Below are 19,798 nucleotides of genomic sequence, written 5' to 3'. Positions count from 1 at the left end.
TAAAAAAGATGCGCATTGGTGTAAAAATAGTTATACTTATGGGCGAATAGCAATTGAATCCATTATTTTCACGCTTGGTTAGGGATTTTCAAGCCAGGCTGATTTATTTCTTATTAGTAATACATGTAATGCTATGCCGGAAACCACTACCATTCAAGATGTGCTCAAGGAACTTGATCGAATCATAGAAGAAAGCATCGAGAACAACAGCAGGACCGGCTTGTTTGCTTACATCTACAGGCGTACTACCTTTGAGATCGCTTCCGAGATTTCCCTGGGTAATTTTGAAGATAACGAGCGGCTGGAGAAATTTGATGTGGTTTTTGCCCGATTATACCTGGATGCCTATGAGGCCTATAAAAATAACCAAGAGGTAAGTGCCGCCTGGGCTTACGCCTTTGATCAGGTAGACAAACCGTTGACGATTGTTCAACACATCCTCCTGGGTATGAATGCCCATATCAATCTGGATCTTGCCGTGGCGGCGGCTACGGTAATGGAGGGTAAGGACATCCATGCCATCGAAAATGATTTCCATAAAGTGAACGACATTCTTTTTCAGATTACCAATGAATTGCAAGACCGCCTCAGCAGGGTATCGCCTCTAATGTTTATGCTCGACCTGATTGGTAAAAACAAAGACGAAAAAATCATTAATTTTAGCATGCGAAAGGCTCGTCTGCAATCCTGGAATGCCGCCAAACGCCTATGGTCCTTGGACGAGGAGAGCAGTGAACGGGCCATAAACAAAATAGATCGGGTGGTGCTACTCCTTAGCAGGCTTATCAAATCCCCTACCTCTCCGACAATATGGTTGTTTCTTAAATTGATTCATGCGTTTGAAACTAAGGAAATCAGTGTGGTCATCGCTAAAATACAAGCAGATTAAATCAAGAAAAAAAATAAATCCAACAAAAAACTTCAAAAAACACATTATGAAACGATTTATAACCCCCATCTTATCCCTACTCATACTGGCAGGCAGTTTCGGAAATGCTGCTGCGGTAACCCGGCTGGCCAACCCATTTCTAGGCATGTGGGGCCTGGAAATTGACGGCGGTGGGGTCGGGTGGCTGCATGTCAGCGAAGAAAAAGGATACCTCGATGCCGAACTGCTTTGGATAGGTGGAAGTGTGCTACCCGTAGCCAATGTTTACCTGGCCGATGAAAACACGCTGGTAGTCACGAGGACCACCAACGCCCGAAAAAGTGAAGACCGAACCCACGTCCTCACCCATACCCTCCGGGTAGAGAAATCCGGAGACTCCCTAAAAGGAACCATGACAGGGCCCGGAAGAAACGGGGAATACCAATCGCATTTTACCGGGAACCGCATGCCTCCCATGCCGGAAAAACCAGACCTGTCCAACCTAAGCTATGGAAATCCCATTTCCTTGTTCAACGGAGGGGACCTTAGCGGTTGGGAACTGATGAACCCCAAGCAGGCGAATGGCTTTACCGCAGAAAACGGGGTACTGGTAAACGATCCCGTACAACCGGAAAATGGAGAGCACATTTCCTATGGCAACATTCGCACCCAACAGGAATTTGAAGACTTTAACCTGAAACTGGAAGTCAACGTGCCAAAGGGAAACAACAGCGGGGTATACCTGCGGGGTATTTATGAAATCCAGGTAGTGGATTCTTATGGAAAACCGCTGGATTCACACCATATGGGGGCTTTATACAGCCGCATCACTCCCAGCCAAGCTGCTGAAAAACCCGCTGGCGAATGGCAATCCATGGATATCACCCTGGTTGATCGCCACGTTACGGTAATTTTGAATGGTAAAAAAATCATTGACAATGAACCCGCCTGGGGACCCACCGGAGGTGCCATAAGTGCCGATGTACTGGCCCCGGGGCCAATCTATCTGCAGGGAGATCATGGAAAAGTGAGCTACCGAAATATCGTTTTGACACCCGTGGAATGATTGTGGCCATATTAATTCGATAGAGGACCGAGGATTGGTCAGAAGATACACCGTCCAAACTCGTAGACCATTCATGCGATGAAGGGTTAAGACCTTTTGAATCGGCGTAAAATAAAGTGTAGTAAGAATACAATGAGTCTTAAAATAGCAGCAAAAACGGATTTTTCGGAGGGTTTAAAATCAAAACTCAAAGATCAGTGCACGGAGGTGCTTCAGCTAATAGCATCCGAATCGGAAAATGATCCTCATGACATCATTCACGAAATACGCAAAAGATTCAAAAAAACAAGGGGCATTTTACGCCTTATTCGTGACCATATTTCGTTTTATAAGGAAGAAAATGCCTTTTTTAGAGATGAAGGACGAAGACTTTCTGCTATCCGTGACAGCACCTCAATCATTGAGGCGCTTGACAATCTCTATGGCCTCTACGAGGATCAACTCTACAAGCACACTTTTGGTCAATTCAGGGATCACTTAACTGCAACACGTGACCAAATGACTACTGATTTAGTAGATGGCAGGGATGTTCTGAATGTTATTAAAACACAGCTCTCAGCAAAGTGTGTAAACATCACCCATTGGCCGATTGACATTCAATCTTTCACTGATCTATCAGCATCGATCGGACGCGTCTACAAAAGGGGTCGGAAGGGGTATGCCCAGGCCAAAGATAGCAAAAGGGCCGAAGATTTTCACGAATGGCGAAAGCGGGTTAAATACCTGCGCTATCAACTCGACTTGTTGCACCGGATCTGGCCGGGTTTTCTAACATTCTGGGAGGATGAATTACATGACCTATCAGATTACCTGGGGGATGATCGCGATCTTTTTATGCTGGAAACGGAGGTTGAAAAGAATAGAAATCAATTCTCGGATCCCGAATCCTATCAGTTATTAAAATCGCTCATCAACTACCAAAGATTAAAATTACAGGCCGATGCACTCAAATTAGGGAAGCGATTGTATCATCTTAAGCCAAAATTTTTCACGGAGCTGCTTCGCGCAGCATGGGAGGCTTTTGATTCAGAAGCCGAGCCTGTTTGATCAATAAACCGTTGAATTTAAGCCGGTTTCTAATATTTCGCCTGCGTAAAATTTCCGGGACCGTACCCATTTGGTGTGCCTCAGGATACATTTTCTATTCCAAGTGTAGATCAAATTAACGGTTTGTAAACATAAAAATTAGGCGATAAATCCGCTATAAAACCTGCCCCTCTTAAGAAAGGCCAACGCGTCTGATCGCCTTTTCAAAACCCACCAATCTATAAAATCGCCCTTTCCATCCATTGAAAATGGGCTTTTATAGCTCTTTCTGTGAAATATGTAATCCTTTAAAAGATACATATAATACGTTGTATTTTTTATTTAATGATATTTAAAATACTAATTATTATAATATATCTTGATAAACCAAAACTGATGATTATGAAAAATACCAGTAATTTAAATACTTACAAAAAGGTGCCACCAAAAGGCATTTCATGGAGTGCTATTTTTGCAGGTACCATCGCAGCCTTATCAGTGATGATGATACTAAATTTGATTGGATTGGCTATCGGATTGTGGAGTGTTGAACCTACGGAGGAAAGTAATCCATTAAGTGGACTAGGAATTGGCTCAATCATTTGGTGGGTACTGAGTAATTTAATTGTCTTATTTATAGGTGGCTTTGTTGCAGCCCGGGTTGGTGTTTCGTTTGTAAACACCAGTGGAATCATTCATGGAATAATGACCTGGGCTTTATATGCTTTTATTTCAGCATGGATACTTACTTCTGTGGTAGGCAGTATCATTTCCGGTGTGGGGAATATGGTTGGAGGAGTGCTTTCAACTACTGGAGGGGCTATTCAGGATCAACTGGGACCTATTATAAAGAGTCAGTTCGAGGATCTCGAACTATCGCTGGATGATGCAAAAGGAGAATTCTATGCCCTTTTAGAGGATACCGGAAAAGAGAAGCTCGATCCGGAATACCTGGAATCCCAAGCTGAAAAATCTGCCGATGAGGCCAGAGAAGGAATTGAGGATATGGCCATAAGACCTGCCAAAGTCGATGCTGAAGTGGAAGGCATCTTTAGCAAGACCAAAAACATGTTTGAACAGTCCTTTGAAGCGATAGATCAACAAGCATTGGTAAATATCCTGGTAGAGCGCACCGATATGAGCGAAAGCGAAGCTCAACAAAGTGCTGAAAACATTATTGCAGAATTCGAAAGGGTGCGAAAGGAATTTGATGCGTTTATGCAAGAAGCCAAGGAAACTGCCAACGAACAAGCTGGAAAAATTGCGCAGACAGCAGCTGATGCTGCGATGTATCTTGCCGTGGCACTATTTCTGGGTCTTATAGCTGCAGCCCTAGGAGGCTTTGCGGGAGTCACTAATTTAAGAGACGATTGCATTAAAAATGACTATCTGGCGGATGATACAACCGCAGGCTACGAAAGGGAAAAATTCAGATAATTAAAAGGCAAAACATGGAATAAAATGTTCCTGTGAGGACAGTGGGGCACTGAAAATGCAATAGAGAAACGACTTCCCTAATGCGGGTTCGGAACGATTACGAAATCAAGGGCTGGGACATCAACGCACTCGATGTACCCTTCCCGAATATAGATCATGGGGTAAAGGCGTGTAGACGGCTCACCCCATTTTTTTTCCAAATAGTGCCTACAAACTCCCATTAAGCAAGCCTGCTGAAGGCATCATCAGCCCAGCCTTGCAACCCATACAGCAGTCGGATGCTCGTTACTGAACCTGGATCGAAAAGTTATTTTTTTCCAAAAGATTTCTTAATCCTAAGCTTTCTCATGGCAAGTCATATCAGTGGCTATTGGTAAACGAAACTGTTCTGATTTGGGACAGCGGGCCCCGATTATTTCGAAATTACGCTACCGAACGAACTTTTTCGGGCGTTTCAGCCGTTGGAACGGCCAATTTTTTGACCTATATTCACTCGAAATCTACGATATGCTTTTACCTGTTATGAAACAGTAGCATTAGGTAAAAAAGAACCAGTAATTACCTCAAATCCGCTACTTAATCCTATATTCACCTGATAAATTCTGTCAGGTTTCACCTACTCAAAGTTTATTGTTGGCTGAATATCAACAAAAACCTGACAGGTTTGCGGATTTTAGGAATTATTGAAAAAAAATTAGCATACCGGTCAACGTTTTTTAATCACCTAGGTAATAAGTCCTTTATAAATGCAAAATGATCTAAAAAAAAGAACGGTATTGGCGGCACTTATTGTTGCTGCTATAATCGTTGTCTATGCAAAGATTTTTGTATGGTCCATGGCTCTTTTTGAAAATCGCGATGTCACCTTTCCGCAGGCTTTACAGGTAGTCGTAGAATCGTTGACAACCAGTGGCTATGGAGGGTTTTCGCCTTGGGAAAGTGATTTTTTAAACTACTTCGTGCTCATCATGAACCTGACCGGAGTGCTATTGGTCTTTATCGCTTTCCCTGTTTTTTTCCTGCCTTTTCTAAAAGGAGCCCTCGAAAAATCCCCACCAACCAAAGTCATAAAAAGAAATCATGTCATTATTTGCACCTACTCAAGTCACGCCGAAGTTCTAATTAAAGAGCTTGTTTCCCGAAATCAGGATTACGTCATTGTAGAATCGCGTGAGGAAACGGCAATTGCTCTTTTGAGATCTGGAATGGAGGTCATGCTAGGCGACCCTGAGAGGGAGTCTACCCTTGAAGCGGCTGGCTTAACACAGGCAAAAACCGTCGTTCTCAATTCCACCACCGACAAAAATATAAGCATCGTCTTTTCTATCCGAAATTCCCATAAAACGATCAAAATAATTGCGGTGCTGGAAGATGAAGAGAAGGAAAAATATTATAAAATGGCCGGGGTCGATACGACCATCTCCCCAAGACAACTCATTGGAAAAAGCCTGGCGGCCCAGGTTCCTGCCATTTCCATCAAAAATAGCGTAGAGATAGATAGTACAGTCGAATTAATCGAGATTGACATAGAGGACGGTAGCGAACTTTCTAACCAATCAATTGGTGAAGCGCATTTATTAGAGAAATATCACCTGAATATTATTGGTGCCTGGCAAAATGGTGAGTTTAGAAGCCCGGTCCCTATTGACCTGATTTTAAAACCAAAAATACGGTTACTTGTGGCCGGGGACAGGGAGGAACTCGACAGGCTCAATAAAAAGGCGGAAGCGACTATCCGGCATTTTACCCGGAAAATGGTGCTCATAGTAGGCTATGGTCTATCTGGAAAGGCTGCTTTTGAGGCGCTAAAGACAAAGAGTATTGAAGTAAAAGTCATTGACATTCAAGAAAAAAAGGGGGTACACGTGGTCGGTGATATCCGGAAAACTGAAACGCTCCTGGAAGCTGGCGTTAGTGAGGCATCGGCCATGATTATCACCATCCAGGACGATACCATGGCACTGTTTGCCACCCTGCTAGCGAGAAACATGAACAGCAAAATGCATATCATCGTACGGGCCAATAATATTGGAAATGTAAAAAAACTGTACCATGCCGGAGCGGACTATGTTCAGTCCCTCGCCACGGTCAGTGCCCGAATGCTTGCCTCCAACATATTTGAGGACGAAACCTCCTTAGCGGCTGAAAAACGGATTAACCTCCTACAGTTGTCAGCTGGACGGTTGTCGGGAACTACCCTCGCCAAAAGCAATGTACGAGCTGAAACCGGCTGCACGATACTAGCCGTCATACGGAAAGGTGAAAAAATTTCCACCCTGGACCCCAAAACCTTTCGATTTCAAGATCAGGATGAGGTGATTATAGCCGGAACCGATGAAAGTATTCGGCAGTTTGAGGAAATGTACATCTACTAAAATCGTTAAAATGAGAATTGTTTAGGCATGCTTGCACGCAATCCCACCAATCCCTTTTATGAAATACAAACCACATTTGGTACTTCCGATAGCATGCCGCAGTGATTATTTTCCCCGGAAACATGGTGCCGCTCCTTTTCCCTATTGGATGGTTGCCAATTTGATAGTTAAGGGCAGGAAGTGGGCGTAAACCTGCCTTTCTGGAGTGAGAACGTTTATTTTTATAAATCTAGCTCAGAATCCGCTCTTCAAATCTTGCTCGGAAACAATTCATTGATCTTCGGACAGTAATCCCATCCTTTCGTCCTGCCCTTCTTTCCGATCACTGCTAGTTTATTTATGTTTAAATCTATTAAGTAAAGTTTTTCCACTTCTTAGCAATCAAACCCATTTATCATGAAAACTTTCAAAATAGTCATAGCAGCTGCCTTCCTGCTGATATTGACAACCCCTCTTTCAATGGCACAGGAAGCGACGCTGGAATTTCAGAATGCAGCAAAAGCGATGGAAGTAGTCCAAACCTACACTAAAGCACTTCAAGCAGGTGATGTGGCCACAATGAACACTCAATTCGCAACAGGTGCCATGATTTATGGTTTGGGCGGAGGCTTGGACTCACTTACAGTGGCGCAGCACAAAGATTATTACACCAATAGTACCAACCAATTCAAGCACAGCCTTTCGCAAGAGCTTTATCTGCCTGTCAAAGTGAGTAACAACTGGAATGAAGGCGAATGGATCCTGTCATGGGGAACAAACACACTTACAAATAAGGCAAGTGGGAAAATAATCGAGGTTCCATATCATACAGCCGCCACAGTCGTAAATGGTAAAATAACATTTATTCGGTATTGGTATGACATGCTCAATGTTCTAGAAACGCAGGGGTTCAAGGTGACTCCTCCGGCTAATTGAGTAAATCACCGCCTTCGTAATGTCATATTTCCTTTGGTGATCTTGAGATCGCCAAAGCGATTTATTTGCCCGCTCGACCGGAATTTTTCTGGCTTCACTTGAAAGAGTTAAAAGTAAAAAAAATAATCCAATGAAATTTTATAATAATCTTTTGAAGGTCCCATTTATTACCCTACTGTATTGTCTATTGGCTTCCAGCGTTTTTTCTCAAGGAATGATCCAGGGAAAAGTTCTTGATTCCCAGGCAAAGGGCCTATCCTATGCAAATGTGCTGCTCAGAAATGAGCCTGATTCCTCCCTGATTAAGGGTGCCATTTCCGATGAATCCGGAAACTATGTTTTTACGGATATCCCAAAAGGGCAATACTTTGTGGAAGTAACGATCCTGGGATACGCCAAAAGCTTTTCCCCGGTGTTCCCTTTTTTGGGGACTGAAAAAAATGAGTTGGCGGCTATCCTATTGAAGGAAGAAGATCAGAACCTGGATGAAGTAACGGTAACCGCCACCCGGCCACTATTTGAGTTGGAACAGGGGAAAATGGTGGTAAATGTGGCGAACAGCATATCAGCAGCCGGCTTATCGGTCATCGATGTGCTGGACAGGTCTCCCGGGGTAATGGTGAACAGACAGAGTAATTCGCTTTCCGTTTTAGGTAAAAACGGTGTAGTGATCCTGATGAATGGCCAACGGTTCAGAATGCCCCTGGAGGCGGCCTATCAGATGCTGGCCGGTCTCAATTCAAGTGATGTCGAAAAGATCGAAATCATTACTGTTCCCCCTGCCAACTATGATGCAGACGGTGATGCCGGATTTATCAATATTGTGATGAAAAAAGACAACGATATGATAGGCACCAACGGTTCTCTGACTGTCGGCCAAGGCTATGGATCTGGCTATAACGGCAATATGAGCTTCAACCTCAACCATCAAGGACCAAAATTCAGCTGGTTTGGTCTTTTGTCTGCGACCTATGTAGATCAGGATCAGGAATGGGAACAATTTAGAGGCAACAACAATGGATTTGAAGACATTGGCATTGATACCAACACCGATCGGTTTTCCACCAGAAAGTCCATCAATTATCAGGCAGGTTTTGACTACAAATTAAGTACAAACACCATCTTCAGTGGCTTGGTCAGTGGCTATACTAATCGTTGGGATATGACTGCACCCAATGTCACAAAATCCAATTATTCCATCTCCCCGGATACCCTTTTTAGAATGACAACGGTAGAAGCTAATAAATGGAGTCATATCATGGGCAATATCAATCTTCAGCATACATTCCGAAATGGTCAGGTCATCAGTACCAATGTAGATTACCTTACCTACAAAAATTCCAACCCATCCGGGTATACCATTATGAATTATGATGAATCCAATGATTTGATCGGTTCAGAAGAATTCAGAATAACCAAAGATACCCCAATTGAGCTTTGGGTGACAGATCTTAACCACTCCATGAAAATCGGGGAATCAGTAGCCGTAGAATCAGGTCTCAGAGCTACTTTTTCAGAATTTACCAATACGGTGCTCTTCGAAGAGAAACTTGGATCAGATTGGCTGGTTGATCCAAACTTCACCAATGATGGCTTTCTCGAAGAAGATATATTGGCAGCTTTTTCCACAGCAAAAATTGAATTTGATGAAAAAACCACCTTAAATGCAGGAGTAAGGTACGAGAACACCAAAACCAACCTGACGACCGTTTCAGGAGAAAAAATCGTTGACAGGCATTACGGGGATTTCTTTCCAACGGCATTTTTATCCAGAAAAATCAATGATGACAATCTGGTACAGCTGTCTTATGGACGCAGGATTACTCGTCCTACTTTCAACGAGATGGCACCTTTCGTGTTTTTTTCTGACCCTTTTACCTTCTTCGCCGGAAATGAAAATATACTTCCTACCTACACCAACAACATCAAAACAGATTATTCTTACAAGAGTATGATTTTCTCGGTGCAGCATAGTATGGATAAAGATGTAATCGCACAATTTCAACCTACCCTAAATGAAGAGACCAACACCGTATTCCTTAAAACAGAAAATATCGACCAAAGGCAGACGGTATCCATGATTGTCGCTTTCCCCTTGCAATTGACTTCCTGGTGGGAAACCCAAAACAACTTCACGGCAAATTATCAGAAAGTCAATTCAGAACTGAATGGAGAGGCCTATGATGTTGATCAGAAAGGTATTCAGGTAGTGCTCACAAATACCTTTACACTTCCCAAAAAATATACCATAGAGTTGATGGGATATTATATGTCTCCCAGTATCATGGGATATTACAAGGTACTTTCGCGGGGCTTTCTCAATCTGGGAATCCAAAAAGACTTCCAAAAGGCCGGGGTGTTGAGGGTATCCTGCAACGACATACTCGAAAGCAGTCAACTCAGGTGGAGATCATTCGATGGTGCTGATTTGGAAATTACAGGTAGGCTCAAGTTTGAAAAAAGGGTGTTTATGGCCACCTACACCTACAAGTTTGGAAACAGCAAAATCAAAGGAACCAGAGACCGAAAAGTAGGCTCCCAAGAGGAACAGAAAAGGGTGACCAATTGATCATTTTTCTCCTTAAGTAAATAAATCCATTCATTCGGACAAAAAAGAGGTGGCTTCGCCCTTGATGGGTTTCATTTCAAAAATTGAAATGGTAAATTTTAATATGATTTATTATTGAAAGTCAGATCATTGAATCCGTGCATGTTTTTTCCAAAATCAAATGTTATACGATTCAAATAACCGATTCCTATGAAATCAGAAAAACCCGCATACTTCTGCTTGAAACCTATAGGCTACGGATATTCCCATGCCGAATACCGCCATTGCATCTACACCAATAACTAACTTTTCCAAAGTTTGGAACTTTGGAAAAGTTAAAAAGTAACTTAACCATTTAAAACAGAAAGAATTTTATGAAAACACATGAAGATGATTTAAAAATTGCCACCCATAATCGGGCTGTCATAGATGGACTCTATAAGGCCTTTGCCGTTGGCGACATTCCCGCAGTTCTGGGAATGATGGATTCAAATATCATTTGGAATGAGGCTGAAGGCAATGCCTATGCAGATGGCAATCCATATAAAGGACCAGATGCGGTGCTGAATGGTGTTTTTGCCCGCATTGGTGAGGAACATGAATATTTTAATTTGAAGGATATTGAGCTACTCGAGATGTTTAATGACAAAGTACTGGCCACCTTACGCTATGATGCCAAAACCAAAAAAGGAAAAACATACAATGCCCAAGTGGCCCATTTCTGGACATTGAAAGACGGGAAAGTGGTTGCTTTTCAACAATATGTGGATACGAAAAAATTACATGATGCTTTGAATGAGTAAAACCAATCCGGTCTCGAAATATACCCCGATGCTCGATTATCAGGATCCTAGAAAAAAATCTCCAATGGTCTATTTCAGCAAGTTCGCAATCAACGACCTTGGTATCAAGTTCTAAACCGTCTAAGCACCTTTGGGAAGCCTATTGAATCATAAAAAAACTATGGCCAAAACCCTAATCCTTGTCTCCAATAAACCTAAAAGCCTAAAGATATAACTTAAATAAATCATGAAAAAGACCGTATCAGCCTTAATCGGACTATTGCTATTGGTTTCTTGCGGAAATGAAAATCAAACCCCTCACTACGCCGATGTTGCTATTGCCGATGAGGAGCAGACCTCTGACTGGCTTGCGTACGGACGCACACACAACGAGCGGCGGTATAGTCCTGCAACTGACATCAATACCGAAAATGTGGCTGACCTGAAAGTGGATTGGTTCATGGAACTCCCAGATGATGTGGGCCTGGTGTCAACACCTCTGGTGGTAAATGGCGTGATGTACTTTACCGGAACCATGAATATCATCAGGGCGGTAGATGCAACGAACGGCGCTCTGATCTGGGAATATGATCCCAAAGTAGTTGACGAAATAAAGGGAAAGAGGAAAATTGGATGGATTCACAGCCGGGGGATCTCGTTTTATGAAGGTAGGATTTTTGCCGCCACCTGGGATGGCAGGCTGATTGCCATTGATGCGAGCACCGGCGCCGAGATCTGGTCGGTTCGTACCTATGATATGGAGCGGTCCCTATACATTACGGGAGCTCCGAAGGCTTTTAAGGGAAAAGTGCTGATCGGCAACGGCGGAACGGAAAATGGCCCGACCCGCGGCTGGGTTACTGCCTATGATGCAGATACCGGAGAGGAGGCGTGGAAATTCTATATTGTTCCCGGTAATCCGGCCGACGGCTTCGAAAATGCAGCCATGGAAATGGCGGCTGAGACCTGGACTGGCGAGTGGTGGAAGCACGGCGGGGGCGGAAATGCTTGGAACGGGTTTACCTATGACTCCGAACTGGATATGCTCTATATCGGAACGGGTAACGGATCGCCGTGGAATCGGAAAATCAGAAGCCCAGGCGGCGGTGACAATCTTTTTCTAAGCTCCATAGTGGCGCTGAATCCGGATACGGGCGAATACATCTGGCATTACCAGACCGCACCGGGAGATACCTGGGACTATACCTCCAATATGGACATTATTCTGGCTGACCTGAAAATTGAGGGAGAAGAGAGGAAAGCTATTCTGCACGCACCAAAGAATGGCTTTTTCTATGTAATTGACCGCAAGACGGGTAAATTGATTTCCGCAGAACCCTATGTTGAAACTACCTGGGCCTCCCATATTGATATGGAAACAGGCCGTCCCGTAGAAGTGGAAGGTTCACGGTATGAGGACGGGCCAGCTGATATTACCCCCAGCCCCTGGGGTGCTCATAACTGGCAGGCCATGTCATACAATCCGCAAACCGGGCTGGCCTATATTCCCACCCATCATCTTTCAACAAATTTTTCCGATGAAGGGATCAATCTTGAAAAGTGGCAGGCCCGGGAATTTATTGGTGGAACCGGAGTACGACTTGAATTCCCCGAGGAACAACCCAGAGAGTATACTGCATCGCTGCAAGCCTGGGACCCGGTAAAACAAGAAGTGGCCTGGTATCTGCCACAGGATTCTTTTTGGAATGCCGGTACATTAACTACGGCCGGAAACCTTGTTTTTCAGGGGCGGTCGGACGGTAACTTTTTGGCATATGAAGCATCAACGGGAGAAATCTTATGGGAGTTTGATGCCGGGCTGGGTATTTCTGCTCCGCCAATCACCTACACGATTAACGGGAGGCAGTACATTTCTTTACTGGTTGGCTTTGGCGGTGGTTTTGCAGGATACAGTCCGGCTGCCGAACTGGGTTGGTCATACGGCGTACATACCCGGCGCCTGATCAGTTTTTCGCTGGAGGGTTCTGCAGAGATAGCCGCTCTTCCACCGCCATTTTTTCCCGAACCTCTGAATGAACCTAATTTTACAATCAACGATGAGATGGCAGCAAGAGGGGCCATAGTATACGGGGGCTGCGGTGGTTGCCATGGACCTGGTTTAATTGCCGGAGGCATGGCACCGGACCTGAGGGCATCGGGTCTTGTTTTAAACAAAGAAGCTTTTTCTTCTGTCGTGCGCGATGGCATTTTAGCAGGAAGAGGGATGCCGGGACAACCTGAAATTACGGACAGAGAGCTGGAGGATTTGCGGCATTATGTCAGGCAAAGGGCCATGGAAACTTCAACTTCGGATAGGGCACTAAGCACAAACAATCCTAGGAAAGAGGTAGGATCACATTAAGCTTATGCAATCAGATCTACATCAGTTCATCAACCTGATCCTTGCTTGAAAGAAAATCATCATCGGTTAAAATCAAATACTTCAAAATTGTCAACCCAAGTTTCCACACTTTAAACTAAATCAAAACTATGAACGTATCCGCTTTTGCCGCCAACGGCCCACATGAAAAATTAATGCCCTTTTCTTACGAAATGGGAGAACCAGGTGCTGAACAAGTCGATATCCGGGTGATCAACTGTGGCATCTGCCATTCAGATCTCAGTATGATGAACAATGACTGGGGAATGACGGCCTATCCCATTGTCCCCGGCCACGAGATTATTGGTGAGGTGATCGCAGCAGGCAATGCAGTAAAAAATGTGAGAGTTGGGGATAAGGTCGGTGTGGGTTGGTTATCGGGATCCTGCATGGCCTGTCATGAATGTATGGATGGCGCGCATCATCTGTGCGCTTCTGCCGAATTCACTATTGGTGGCAGGCATGGTGGCTTTGCTGACTACGTTCGAAGCCATTGGTCCTGGGCAATCCCACTTCCCGAGGGTATCGATCTGGATAAGGCTGGCCCTTTGCTCTGTGGGGGAATTACCGTGTTTAATCCGATCATTCTCGCCGGAGTCAAAGCCACTGACAAGGTTGGCGTTATTGGCATTGGGGGCCTGGGCCATATGGCACTAAAATTCCTAAACAAGTGGGGCTGTGAAGTCATCGCTTTTACCTCCAACCCGGATAAAAAGAACTCCATTCTGGAAATGGGGGCCACCCAGGTTGTGGATTCCAGGAATCCTGAGGAACTGGCAAAAATCGCCGGAAGTCTGAATTTCATTCTGAATACAACCAATGTGACCTTGGATTGGAATTCGTATTTGACCGCTTTAGCTCCAAAAGGAAAGTTTCACAATGTGGGAGCGGTATTAGAACCGATGGCTATTCCTGCATTTTCTCTGATTATGGGAGAAAAGTCTGTCGCAGGAAGTCCTCTCGGAAGCCCGGCCTTGACACGAACCATGCTGGAATTCTGCGTACGACACGACATTTATCCGATTACAGAAGAATTTCCCATGTCTCAAGTCAATGAAGCGATGGAACATTTGGAATCCGGGAAGGCCCGTTTCCGAATTGTATTGAAAAACTAGGGGATTCAACTAGCCTATCATTGGAAGAATTTTCAAAAACGGGTAGGCCGAAAACCGATTTAGCCTAGGTAGTTAGTAAACAAAAAAATATTTATGGAATTAAAAGTTATTGGATTAGGTCTGGGAAGAACCGGCACCTATTCGTTGAAAACAGCACTGGAACAACTGCAACTGGGTCCTTGCCACCACATGGAGCGTGTGGCGCAAAACATGCCCGTTCAACTGCCCCTTTGGAATGAGCTATTGAATCATCCGGCCAACTTTGACGCTGTTTATGAAGGCATGCAGAGCGCCGTTGACTGGCCTACCGCTGCCTTTTACAAAGAGCTTTATGCAACGTATCCGAATGGAAAGTTTATTTTAACACACCGGAGCAAAGAATCGTGGGCAGAAAGCTTTGGTTCTACGATCTACAAACTGCTTAGCGGGCGGGAAAACACACCAGCTCCCGTTCAGGAATGGCTCAATATGGTGGTGAAGGTGATTGAAAAATCAGGTTTTCCAATGGGCCTTGATTTCGAGGGCCTGGCAGAAAGATACGAAGCACATAATAAAGCGGTACAGGCTTTAATCCCACCCGAACAACTACTGGTATATCAGGTAAAGGAAGGCTGGGAACCATTGTGCGGGTATTTAAACGTAGAGGCCCCCGATTCGGCGTTTCCCCGCACCAATAACCGGGAAGAATTCTGGGATTTGGTAAATGCTGCCACAAAGCCAGCATCTTGATTTTTGGATTGATTCATGGGTATTTATTGCTGTGGGTAGGAGAGATATTTTATAATTATGCTTTGATGGGATTTTTGGTTTATTCCTTTCGGAATATGGCTCCCAAAAATCTTATCCTCACTGCAATTATACTTTTCTGTATTGGAACTGCCTGGAACCGAAAAGACCCTGAATGGTTTGCTAAGGTGCAATAAGCTGAGGTTGCTATTGCTTCGAGTCAGGAACCTTCAAAGGAACTGAAGGAGGCAATGGATTCATGGGACAAAAGAGAAACTGGAACTTCCCCGGAAGTCACGAGTAAATTTAATGGGGAAACTGGGGAGCATGCCGGTAAAATTAGAAAAACAAATCCCTGAATTGGGAAAGAAAATGCGCCCTTTCGTCCTTGATGGATTTCAGTTTTCATGGCTATGTGCGTATTCGAATTAGGTATTAGTAAAGGACGGTGTGAAAGGAGTGGAAGTGCTGAGGAAATACAATAGGTTGAATCAGTAACATCAAACAATATGAAAAAAATCTTAGCCCTTTTAGCTTTTGCAGTTTTACCCACACTGGAAGCTTTTTCACAAAAGCGAATTATCGACATGCATATTCACTCCTATACAGAGAGTGATTTTGGCGAACGGGAGCCTGTTACTGATCACTATGGAGTCAAAGGGTCTGCTAATGCGAAAGCGCATCTTACAGAGACTTTTGCGGCAATGGAGCGATTGAATATTGTGAAAGCCATGGTCAGTGGAAATCCTGAAAGTGTAAGAATCTGGAAAGAAAATGATAGAGAGAACAGGGTGATTCGGGGTATTCTGAGTTTTTTGCCAGACGATCATGATATGGATATCGTCAAGTTTGAGCAAATGATTAAAGCCGGTGAAATTGAAAATGCAGCAAAATTCCTGAAATTGGAAGCAGTTGGTAAAATAGATTGACTAGCTTTAATAAAAACCACAAAACATGGACCAGACGCATATTTTACCGGAACAAAAAGGACGCATCTTTATCGTAACAGGAGCCAATACAGGTTTGGGTTATGAAAATAGCCTATCCTTGGCAAAAAAAGGAGCGAAAGTGATTATGGCTTGCCGGAGCCTGGAAAAAGCCAATGCCGCTAAAGAAAACATAAAAAAAGAAGTACCAAAGGCAGATGTAGAAGTAATGGAAATTGACTTAAGTAGTTTAGATTCTGTGCGGAATTTTGCCAAAGCCTATCAATCAAAATATGACCGCTTAGATGTTTTGATTAATAATGCCGGTGTGATGATGCCTCCTTATACCAAGACGAAAGATGGCTATGAATTACAGATAGAGGCCAATTTCCTGGGACATTTCCTGCTCACTGGCTTACTATTGAATACAATCCTAAAAACACCCAATTCCAGGATAGTAAACTTAAGCTCCATCGCCCATAAAAATGGGAAGATCAATTTTGACGACCTGCAAAGTGAGAAAAATTATTCCGCATCAGCAGCTTATGGGCAGTCAAAGCTGGCATGCTTATTATTTGCTTTTGAATTGCAAAGGAGGTTAGAAAAAGCCGGGCATGATCAAACCATATCAACGGCTGCACATCCAGGTATTGCCACTACCGAGTTGGCCAGGCATATGCCGAAAATTGTTTATGGTATATTGAAATACACAGTTGCTCCACTTCTAACGCATGCGCCAAAAGAAGGTGCAAAACCTACCATGGTAGCGGCAATTGGTGATGCAGCAGGGGGTGACTATTTTGGCCCAACAGGATTTAACGAGTTCAAAGGAAAGCCCGGTAAAGTCTCCGGCACCGCATTAGCAAATGATGAAGATGTGGCAAAACGTCTCTGGGAAGTAGCGGAAGAATTGGTGGGAATGAAATATTTATAAAAGATGCCGTAAACCAACGCGCTTTGATTTTCTATCCTGTAGAAATGATCATTTTTTATCCGCCACTGGGATTGATATTTTGTTAGGTAGGTAAAATGAATTGAAAAAATAACGTAAAGCTTGTCTTAAAAATTAAATATTTCAGGCAAGACCACGCTGCATTAAAGTGTTAACTTCGCAGATTCAATATGCTAGTCAAACCACCTACAATAAAAATATTAATGTAAATTTGTTTTAAAACTGACAAATGGAAGCATTACTTAACAGGATTGAGTTAAATCCCGATATACTGGCCGGAAAGCCAGTCATAAAATGCACCCGATTGTCCGTACATTTCATTATTGGATTGCTTCCCCACGGAGAAACTCCTCAAGCAATTATTGAAGAATATAATTATATAACCGAGGAGAATATAAGGGCCTGTTTGCTGTTTGCAAACGAAGTATTGGAAAGTAATTTTTTCATCCCTTTGGCACCTTCCAAATGAAATTCATCGTCGATGAATGTACCGGCCCGACTGTTGCAAAATGGTTGGCCTCAGAAGGTCATAATATCCTTTCAATTTCGCCGGATAGAAAAGGGATTTCGGATAAAGAAATTCTTAAAATAGCTGTAAGTGAGGAGAGAATTTTGATTACCAACGACAAAGATTTCGGTGAGTTGATTTTTAAAAACAGGCAGTCTCATTGCGGTGTTATTTTTTTGAGGCTCACTGACGAAACCTCAAGGAACAAGGTATTAGTTTTGAAAAATCTGACCAAAAACCACCAGCAAATTATTGAAAAAGGACATTTTGTGGTTGTGCCTGAAAAAAGTATTAGGAGCATTGGATAGACCGGGAAGAATTCTGGGATGCTGCTGTTTAAAACGTAATTTATGCGCGGGGATAGGGCAAATCTTGTGATGCCTGTGTGTCCCCGAACCGCCAGCATCCGCCCGGGCTAGTATTAGGTGGCTAAGCCGGTCGCTACGGCCCCGGTTACACGAGTTGGATTTCTACTGCCGACACCGAAGCAGCCGGAAAGGACCACGCTCCGTCGGCAGGTGCCTCCTTTGTTTGTATTTGGAGTGGGTCGGGCTCCCGGGCGATTACTTCAAACTCCGGATCGGCTGCCATCTCGTGCACCTTGATCGAGGCTATCGTTTCCCCTTTTAGAGATAATGTGGTTTTTACGGGCGAAGTTCGATGCGTATTGACTACGTGCGCAAACAAGGTATTTCCTTTTCTACTTGCCGTAACGTCCAGGTAGGCGGGCATTTGTGTGGTTGCACAATAGTTGGTGCCGCTGTATTTTCTGTAGAGTTTCATCACTTTGGCAACCGGCATCAAAAATGCTTCCCCGTAGGATCTTGGGATAGGAATCATCAGGGCGTTGACCTGCCAGCGCGTGCCGCAAAAATCGGCCATGGTCGCGATCTTGAGCAGGTCCCCGTGACGTTCGTGTAAGTTTGCCATGCGGGCATAGGAAACACCGGTGGCCCAGGTGGACATCACCTCGTTTCGGTTTCTGCCCGGAAAACTGTAGTGGCACTCGGTCAGGGCCATGGGCATTTGGTAGGGCTCCACCTGTTCCCGCATGGCTAGTACTTTTTTCTCGTGAAAGGCACAGGCATTCATCAGGTATTCCCAGGTTCGGGCAGGATCTTTCCGGTAATCTACTCCTTTCAAAGGGTTATCCTGCTCCCTGCCGTAGGGGTTAAACATGTGGTGAAACGCCACGTAATCCAGGTGCTCTCCGGCACGCTCGATCATTTCCCTGGCCCAGAAGGATTCTTTTCCTTCACCCCACCGTTGCAAACCACCCCAGCCGATCAGTTTGATAGACGGATCGGCCCGCAGCATCTCTTTGCTAAACGCCAGCGTCTTCTGAACGGCGGTATCCAGGTGAAAACGTTCGTTGGCATAGGAGGTTTCGTTGCCGATTTGCCAGAAGGGGATGCGTAAGGGGCCGTCAATCCCGTGGTCTTTTCGCAGGGCGTTGTCCGGATTATTGCAATAGTCCACCCATTCGGCAGCTTCCTGGGCGGTGCCCCGCCGATCGCTGCCCATACCGTCAATCGACCATCCGGGGCTTCCTTCCGACTCAAAGTTCACACACATGAGCGGATCGGCCCCTACCTGCCTGCAAAAGTCGACGAACTCCGCCGTGCCTACCTGGTTTGATTCATACCCGCCCCACAGTAGATTTTGCATGGGTACACGACTGCTTCGCTTACCGACGCCCTCTCGCCAGCGGTAATACGAACTGAAAATACCGCCAAATCGCACCATGCTGGGTGCCAGCTCCCGGGTGGCTTCCAGCACGTCCTCACGCCAGGCGTGTTTACTAAAATCCCATGCGGCCTCCACCGACCCGTCGGTGCGGCCCAGGGGTTCCATAAACTGCATGTACAAATAAGGAGACAAGGCAAAGGTAGGCTCGGGATCAATTTCGATTCCCTCTTTTGCCTTAACGACAACAGACCTGGCTCCGGCTGACAGCTCCGGGCTAGCTGCTAATCCTGCTCCGGCAAAAGCAGCGGATTTAATAAAGGTTCTTCGGTTGATACTCATTTGTGAACTAGGGTCGTGTACGCAAAAAACGGACGGATAGGTTACAAATTCGGCAATAAAGCAGCAGCTGTGATCATTGGACAAGCCAATAGGCATCGCCCATGCCTACCTGCCTTCGTTTTAAATTAATAAAAATTCAATAATCC

Annotated in this window: 16 protein-coding genes; 15 read left to right on the top strand and 1 reads right to left on the bottom strand. The window is 44.5% G+C overall.

The window, feature by feature from the left end; translation table 11 throughout:
• Positions 1–133: 133 nt before the first annotated feature.
• The 15 genes from GJQ68_RS21260 (at position 134) to GJQ68_RS21190 (ending at position 17,932) form a co-directional block, all read left to right on the top strand.
• Positions 134–889, top strand: coding sequence for a DUF5995 family protein (locus GJQ68_RS21260; protein ID WP_162419286.1), 756 nt, complete (start codon positions 134–136; stop codon positions 887–889).
• A 46-nt stretch (positions 890–935) separates the two neighbouring features.
• Complete coding sequence (locus tag GJQ68_RS21255; protein WP_162419285.1) at positions 936–1,934, top strand: 3-keto-disaccharide hydrolase; 999 nt, start codon at positions 936–938, stop codon at positions 1,932–1,934.
• Between the two features lie 132 nt (positions 1,935–2,066).
• Entirely contained in the window at positions 2,067–2,981 is a 915-nt protein-coding gene (locus GJQ68_RS21250) for a CHAD domain-containing protein (RefSeq protein WP_162419284.1), read from the top strand.
• Positions 2,982–3,305: 324 nt separating this feature from the next.
• Positions 3,306–4,397, top strand: a complete 1,092-nt coding sequence (locus GJQ68_RS21245) for a TIGR04086 family membrane protein (protein WP_162419283.1) — start codon at positions 3,306–3,308, stop codon at positions 4,395–4,397.
• Positions 4,398–5,143: 746 nt separating this feature from the next.
• Positions 5,144–6,772, top strand: coding sequence for a potassium channel family protein (locus tag GJQ68_RS21240; protein ID WP_162419282.1), 1,629 nt, complete (start codon positions 5,144–5,146; stop codon positions 6,770–6,772).
• A 396-nt stretch (positions 6,773–7,168) separates the two neighbouring features.
• The gene (locus tag GJQ68_RS21235) at positions 7,169–7,687 is read left to right on the top strand and encodes a nuclear transport factor 2 family protein (protein ID WP_162419281.1); all 519 of its coding nucleotides are present in this window, start codon (positions 7,169–7,171) and stop codon (positions 7,685–7,687) included.
• A 130-nt stretch (positions 7,688–7,817) separates the two neighbouring features.
• Positions 7,818–10,256 carry a TonB-dependent receptor domain-containing protein gene (locus GJQ68_RS21230; protein WP_162419280.1) on the top strand — a complete coding sequence of 813 codons (2,439 nt, stop codon included), beginning with the start codon at positions 7,818–7,820 and terminating at the stop codon, positions 10,254–10,256.
• Between the two features lie 353 nt (positions 10,257–10,609).
• Positions 10,610–11,038, top strand: a complete 429-nt coding sequence (locus tag GJQ68_RS21225) for a nuclear transport factor 2 family protein (RefSeq protein WP_162419279.1) — start codon at positions 10,610–10,612, stop codon at positions 11,036–11,038.
• 226 nt (positions 11,039–11,264) lie between these two features.
• On the top strand, positions 11,265–13,379 hold the full coding sequence (locus tag GJQ68_RS21220) for a PQQ-dependent dehydrogenase, methanol/ethanol family (protein WP_162419278.1): 2,115 nt from the start codon (positions 11,265–11,267) through the stop codon (positions 13,377–13,379).
• A 128-nt stretch (positions 13,380–13,507) separates the two neighbouring features.
• Entirely contained in the window at positions 13,508–14,512 is a 1,005-nt protein-coding gene (gene ahr, locus GJQ68_RS21215) for an NADPH-dependent aldehyde reductase Ahr (RefSeq protein WP_162419277.1), read from the top strand.
• Between the two features lie 93 nt (positions 14,513–14,605).
• Complete coding sequence (locus GJQ68_RS21210; protein WP_162419276.1) at positions 14,606–15,241, top strand: sulfotransferase family protein; 636 nt, start codon at positions 14,606–14,608, stop codon at positions 15,239–15,241.
• 506 nt (positions 15,242–15,747) lie between these two features.
• On the top strand, positions 15,748–16,167 hold the full coding sequence (locus tag GJQ68_RS21205; RefSeq protein WP_162419275.1) for a hypothetical protein: 420 nt from the start codon (positions 15,748–15,750) through the stop codon (positions 16,165–16,167).
• Positions 16,168–16,192: 25 nt separating this feature from the next.
• Positions 16,193–17,098 carry an oxidoreductase gene (locus GJQ68_RS21200; protein WP_162343276.1) on the top strand — a complete coding sequence of 302 codons (906 nt, stop codon included), beginning with the start codon at positions 16,193–16,195 and terminating at the stop codon, positions 17,096–17,098.
• A 247-nt stretch (positions 17,099–17,345) separates the two neighbouring features.
• Positions 17,346–17,585 carry a DUF433 domain-containing protein gene (locus tag GJQ68_RS21195; RefSeq protein ID WP_162419274.1) on the top strand — a complete coding sequence of 80 codons (240 nt, stop codon included), beginning with the start codon at positions 17,346–17,348 and terminating at the stop codon, positions 17,583–17,585.
• Positions 17,582–17,932: a DUF5615 family PIN-like protein gene (locus GJQ68_RS21190; RefSeq protein WP_162419273.1), complete on the top strand. Its 351-nt coding sequence runs from the start codon at positions 17,582–17,584 to the stop codon at positions 17,930–17,932. Before GJQ68_RS21195 ends, GJQ68_RS21190 begins: the two co-directional genes overlap by 4 nt.
• 145 nt (positions 17,933–18,077) lie before the next feature.
• Here the strand turns inward: GJQ68_RS21190 and GJQ68_RS21185 are convergent, their stop codons facing one another.
• Entirely contained in the window at positions 18,078–19,652 is a 1,575-nt protein-coding gene (locus GJQ68_RS21185) for an alpha-L-arabinofuranosidase C-terminal domain-containing protein (RefSeq protein ID WP_162419272.1), read from the bottom strand.
• Positions 19,653–19,798 lie beyond the last annotated feature (146 nt).

The organism is Cyclobacterium roseum, assembly GCF_010119225.1.
Lineage (GTDB): Bacteria > Bacteroidota > Bacteroidia > Cytophagales > Cyclobacteriaceae > Cyclobacterium > Cyclobacterium roseum.
The sequence above is the reverse complement of the archived record's forward strand: the minus strand, read 5'-3'. Positions and strand labels throughout refer to the sequence as shown.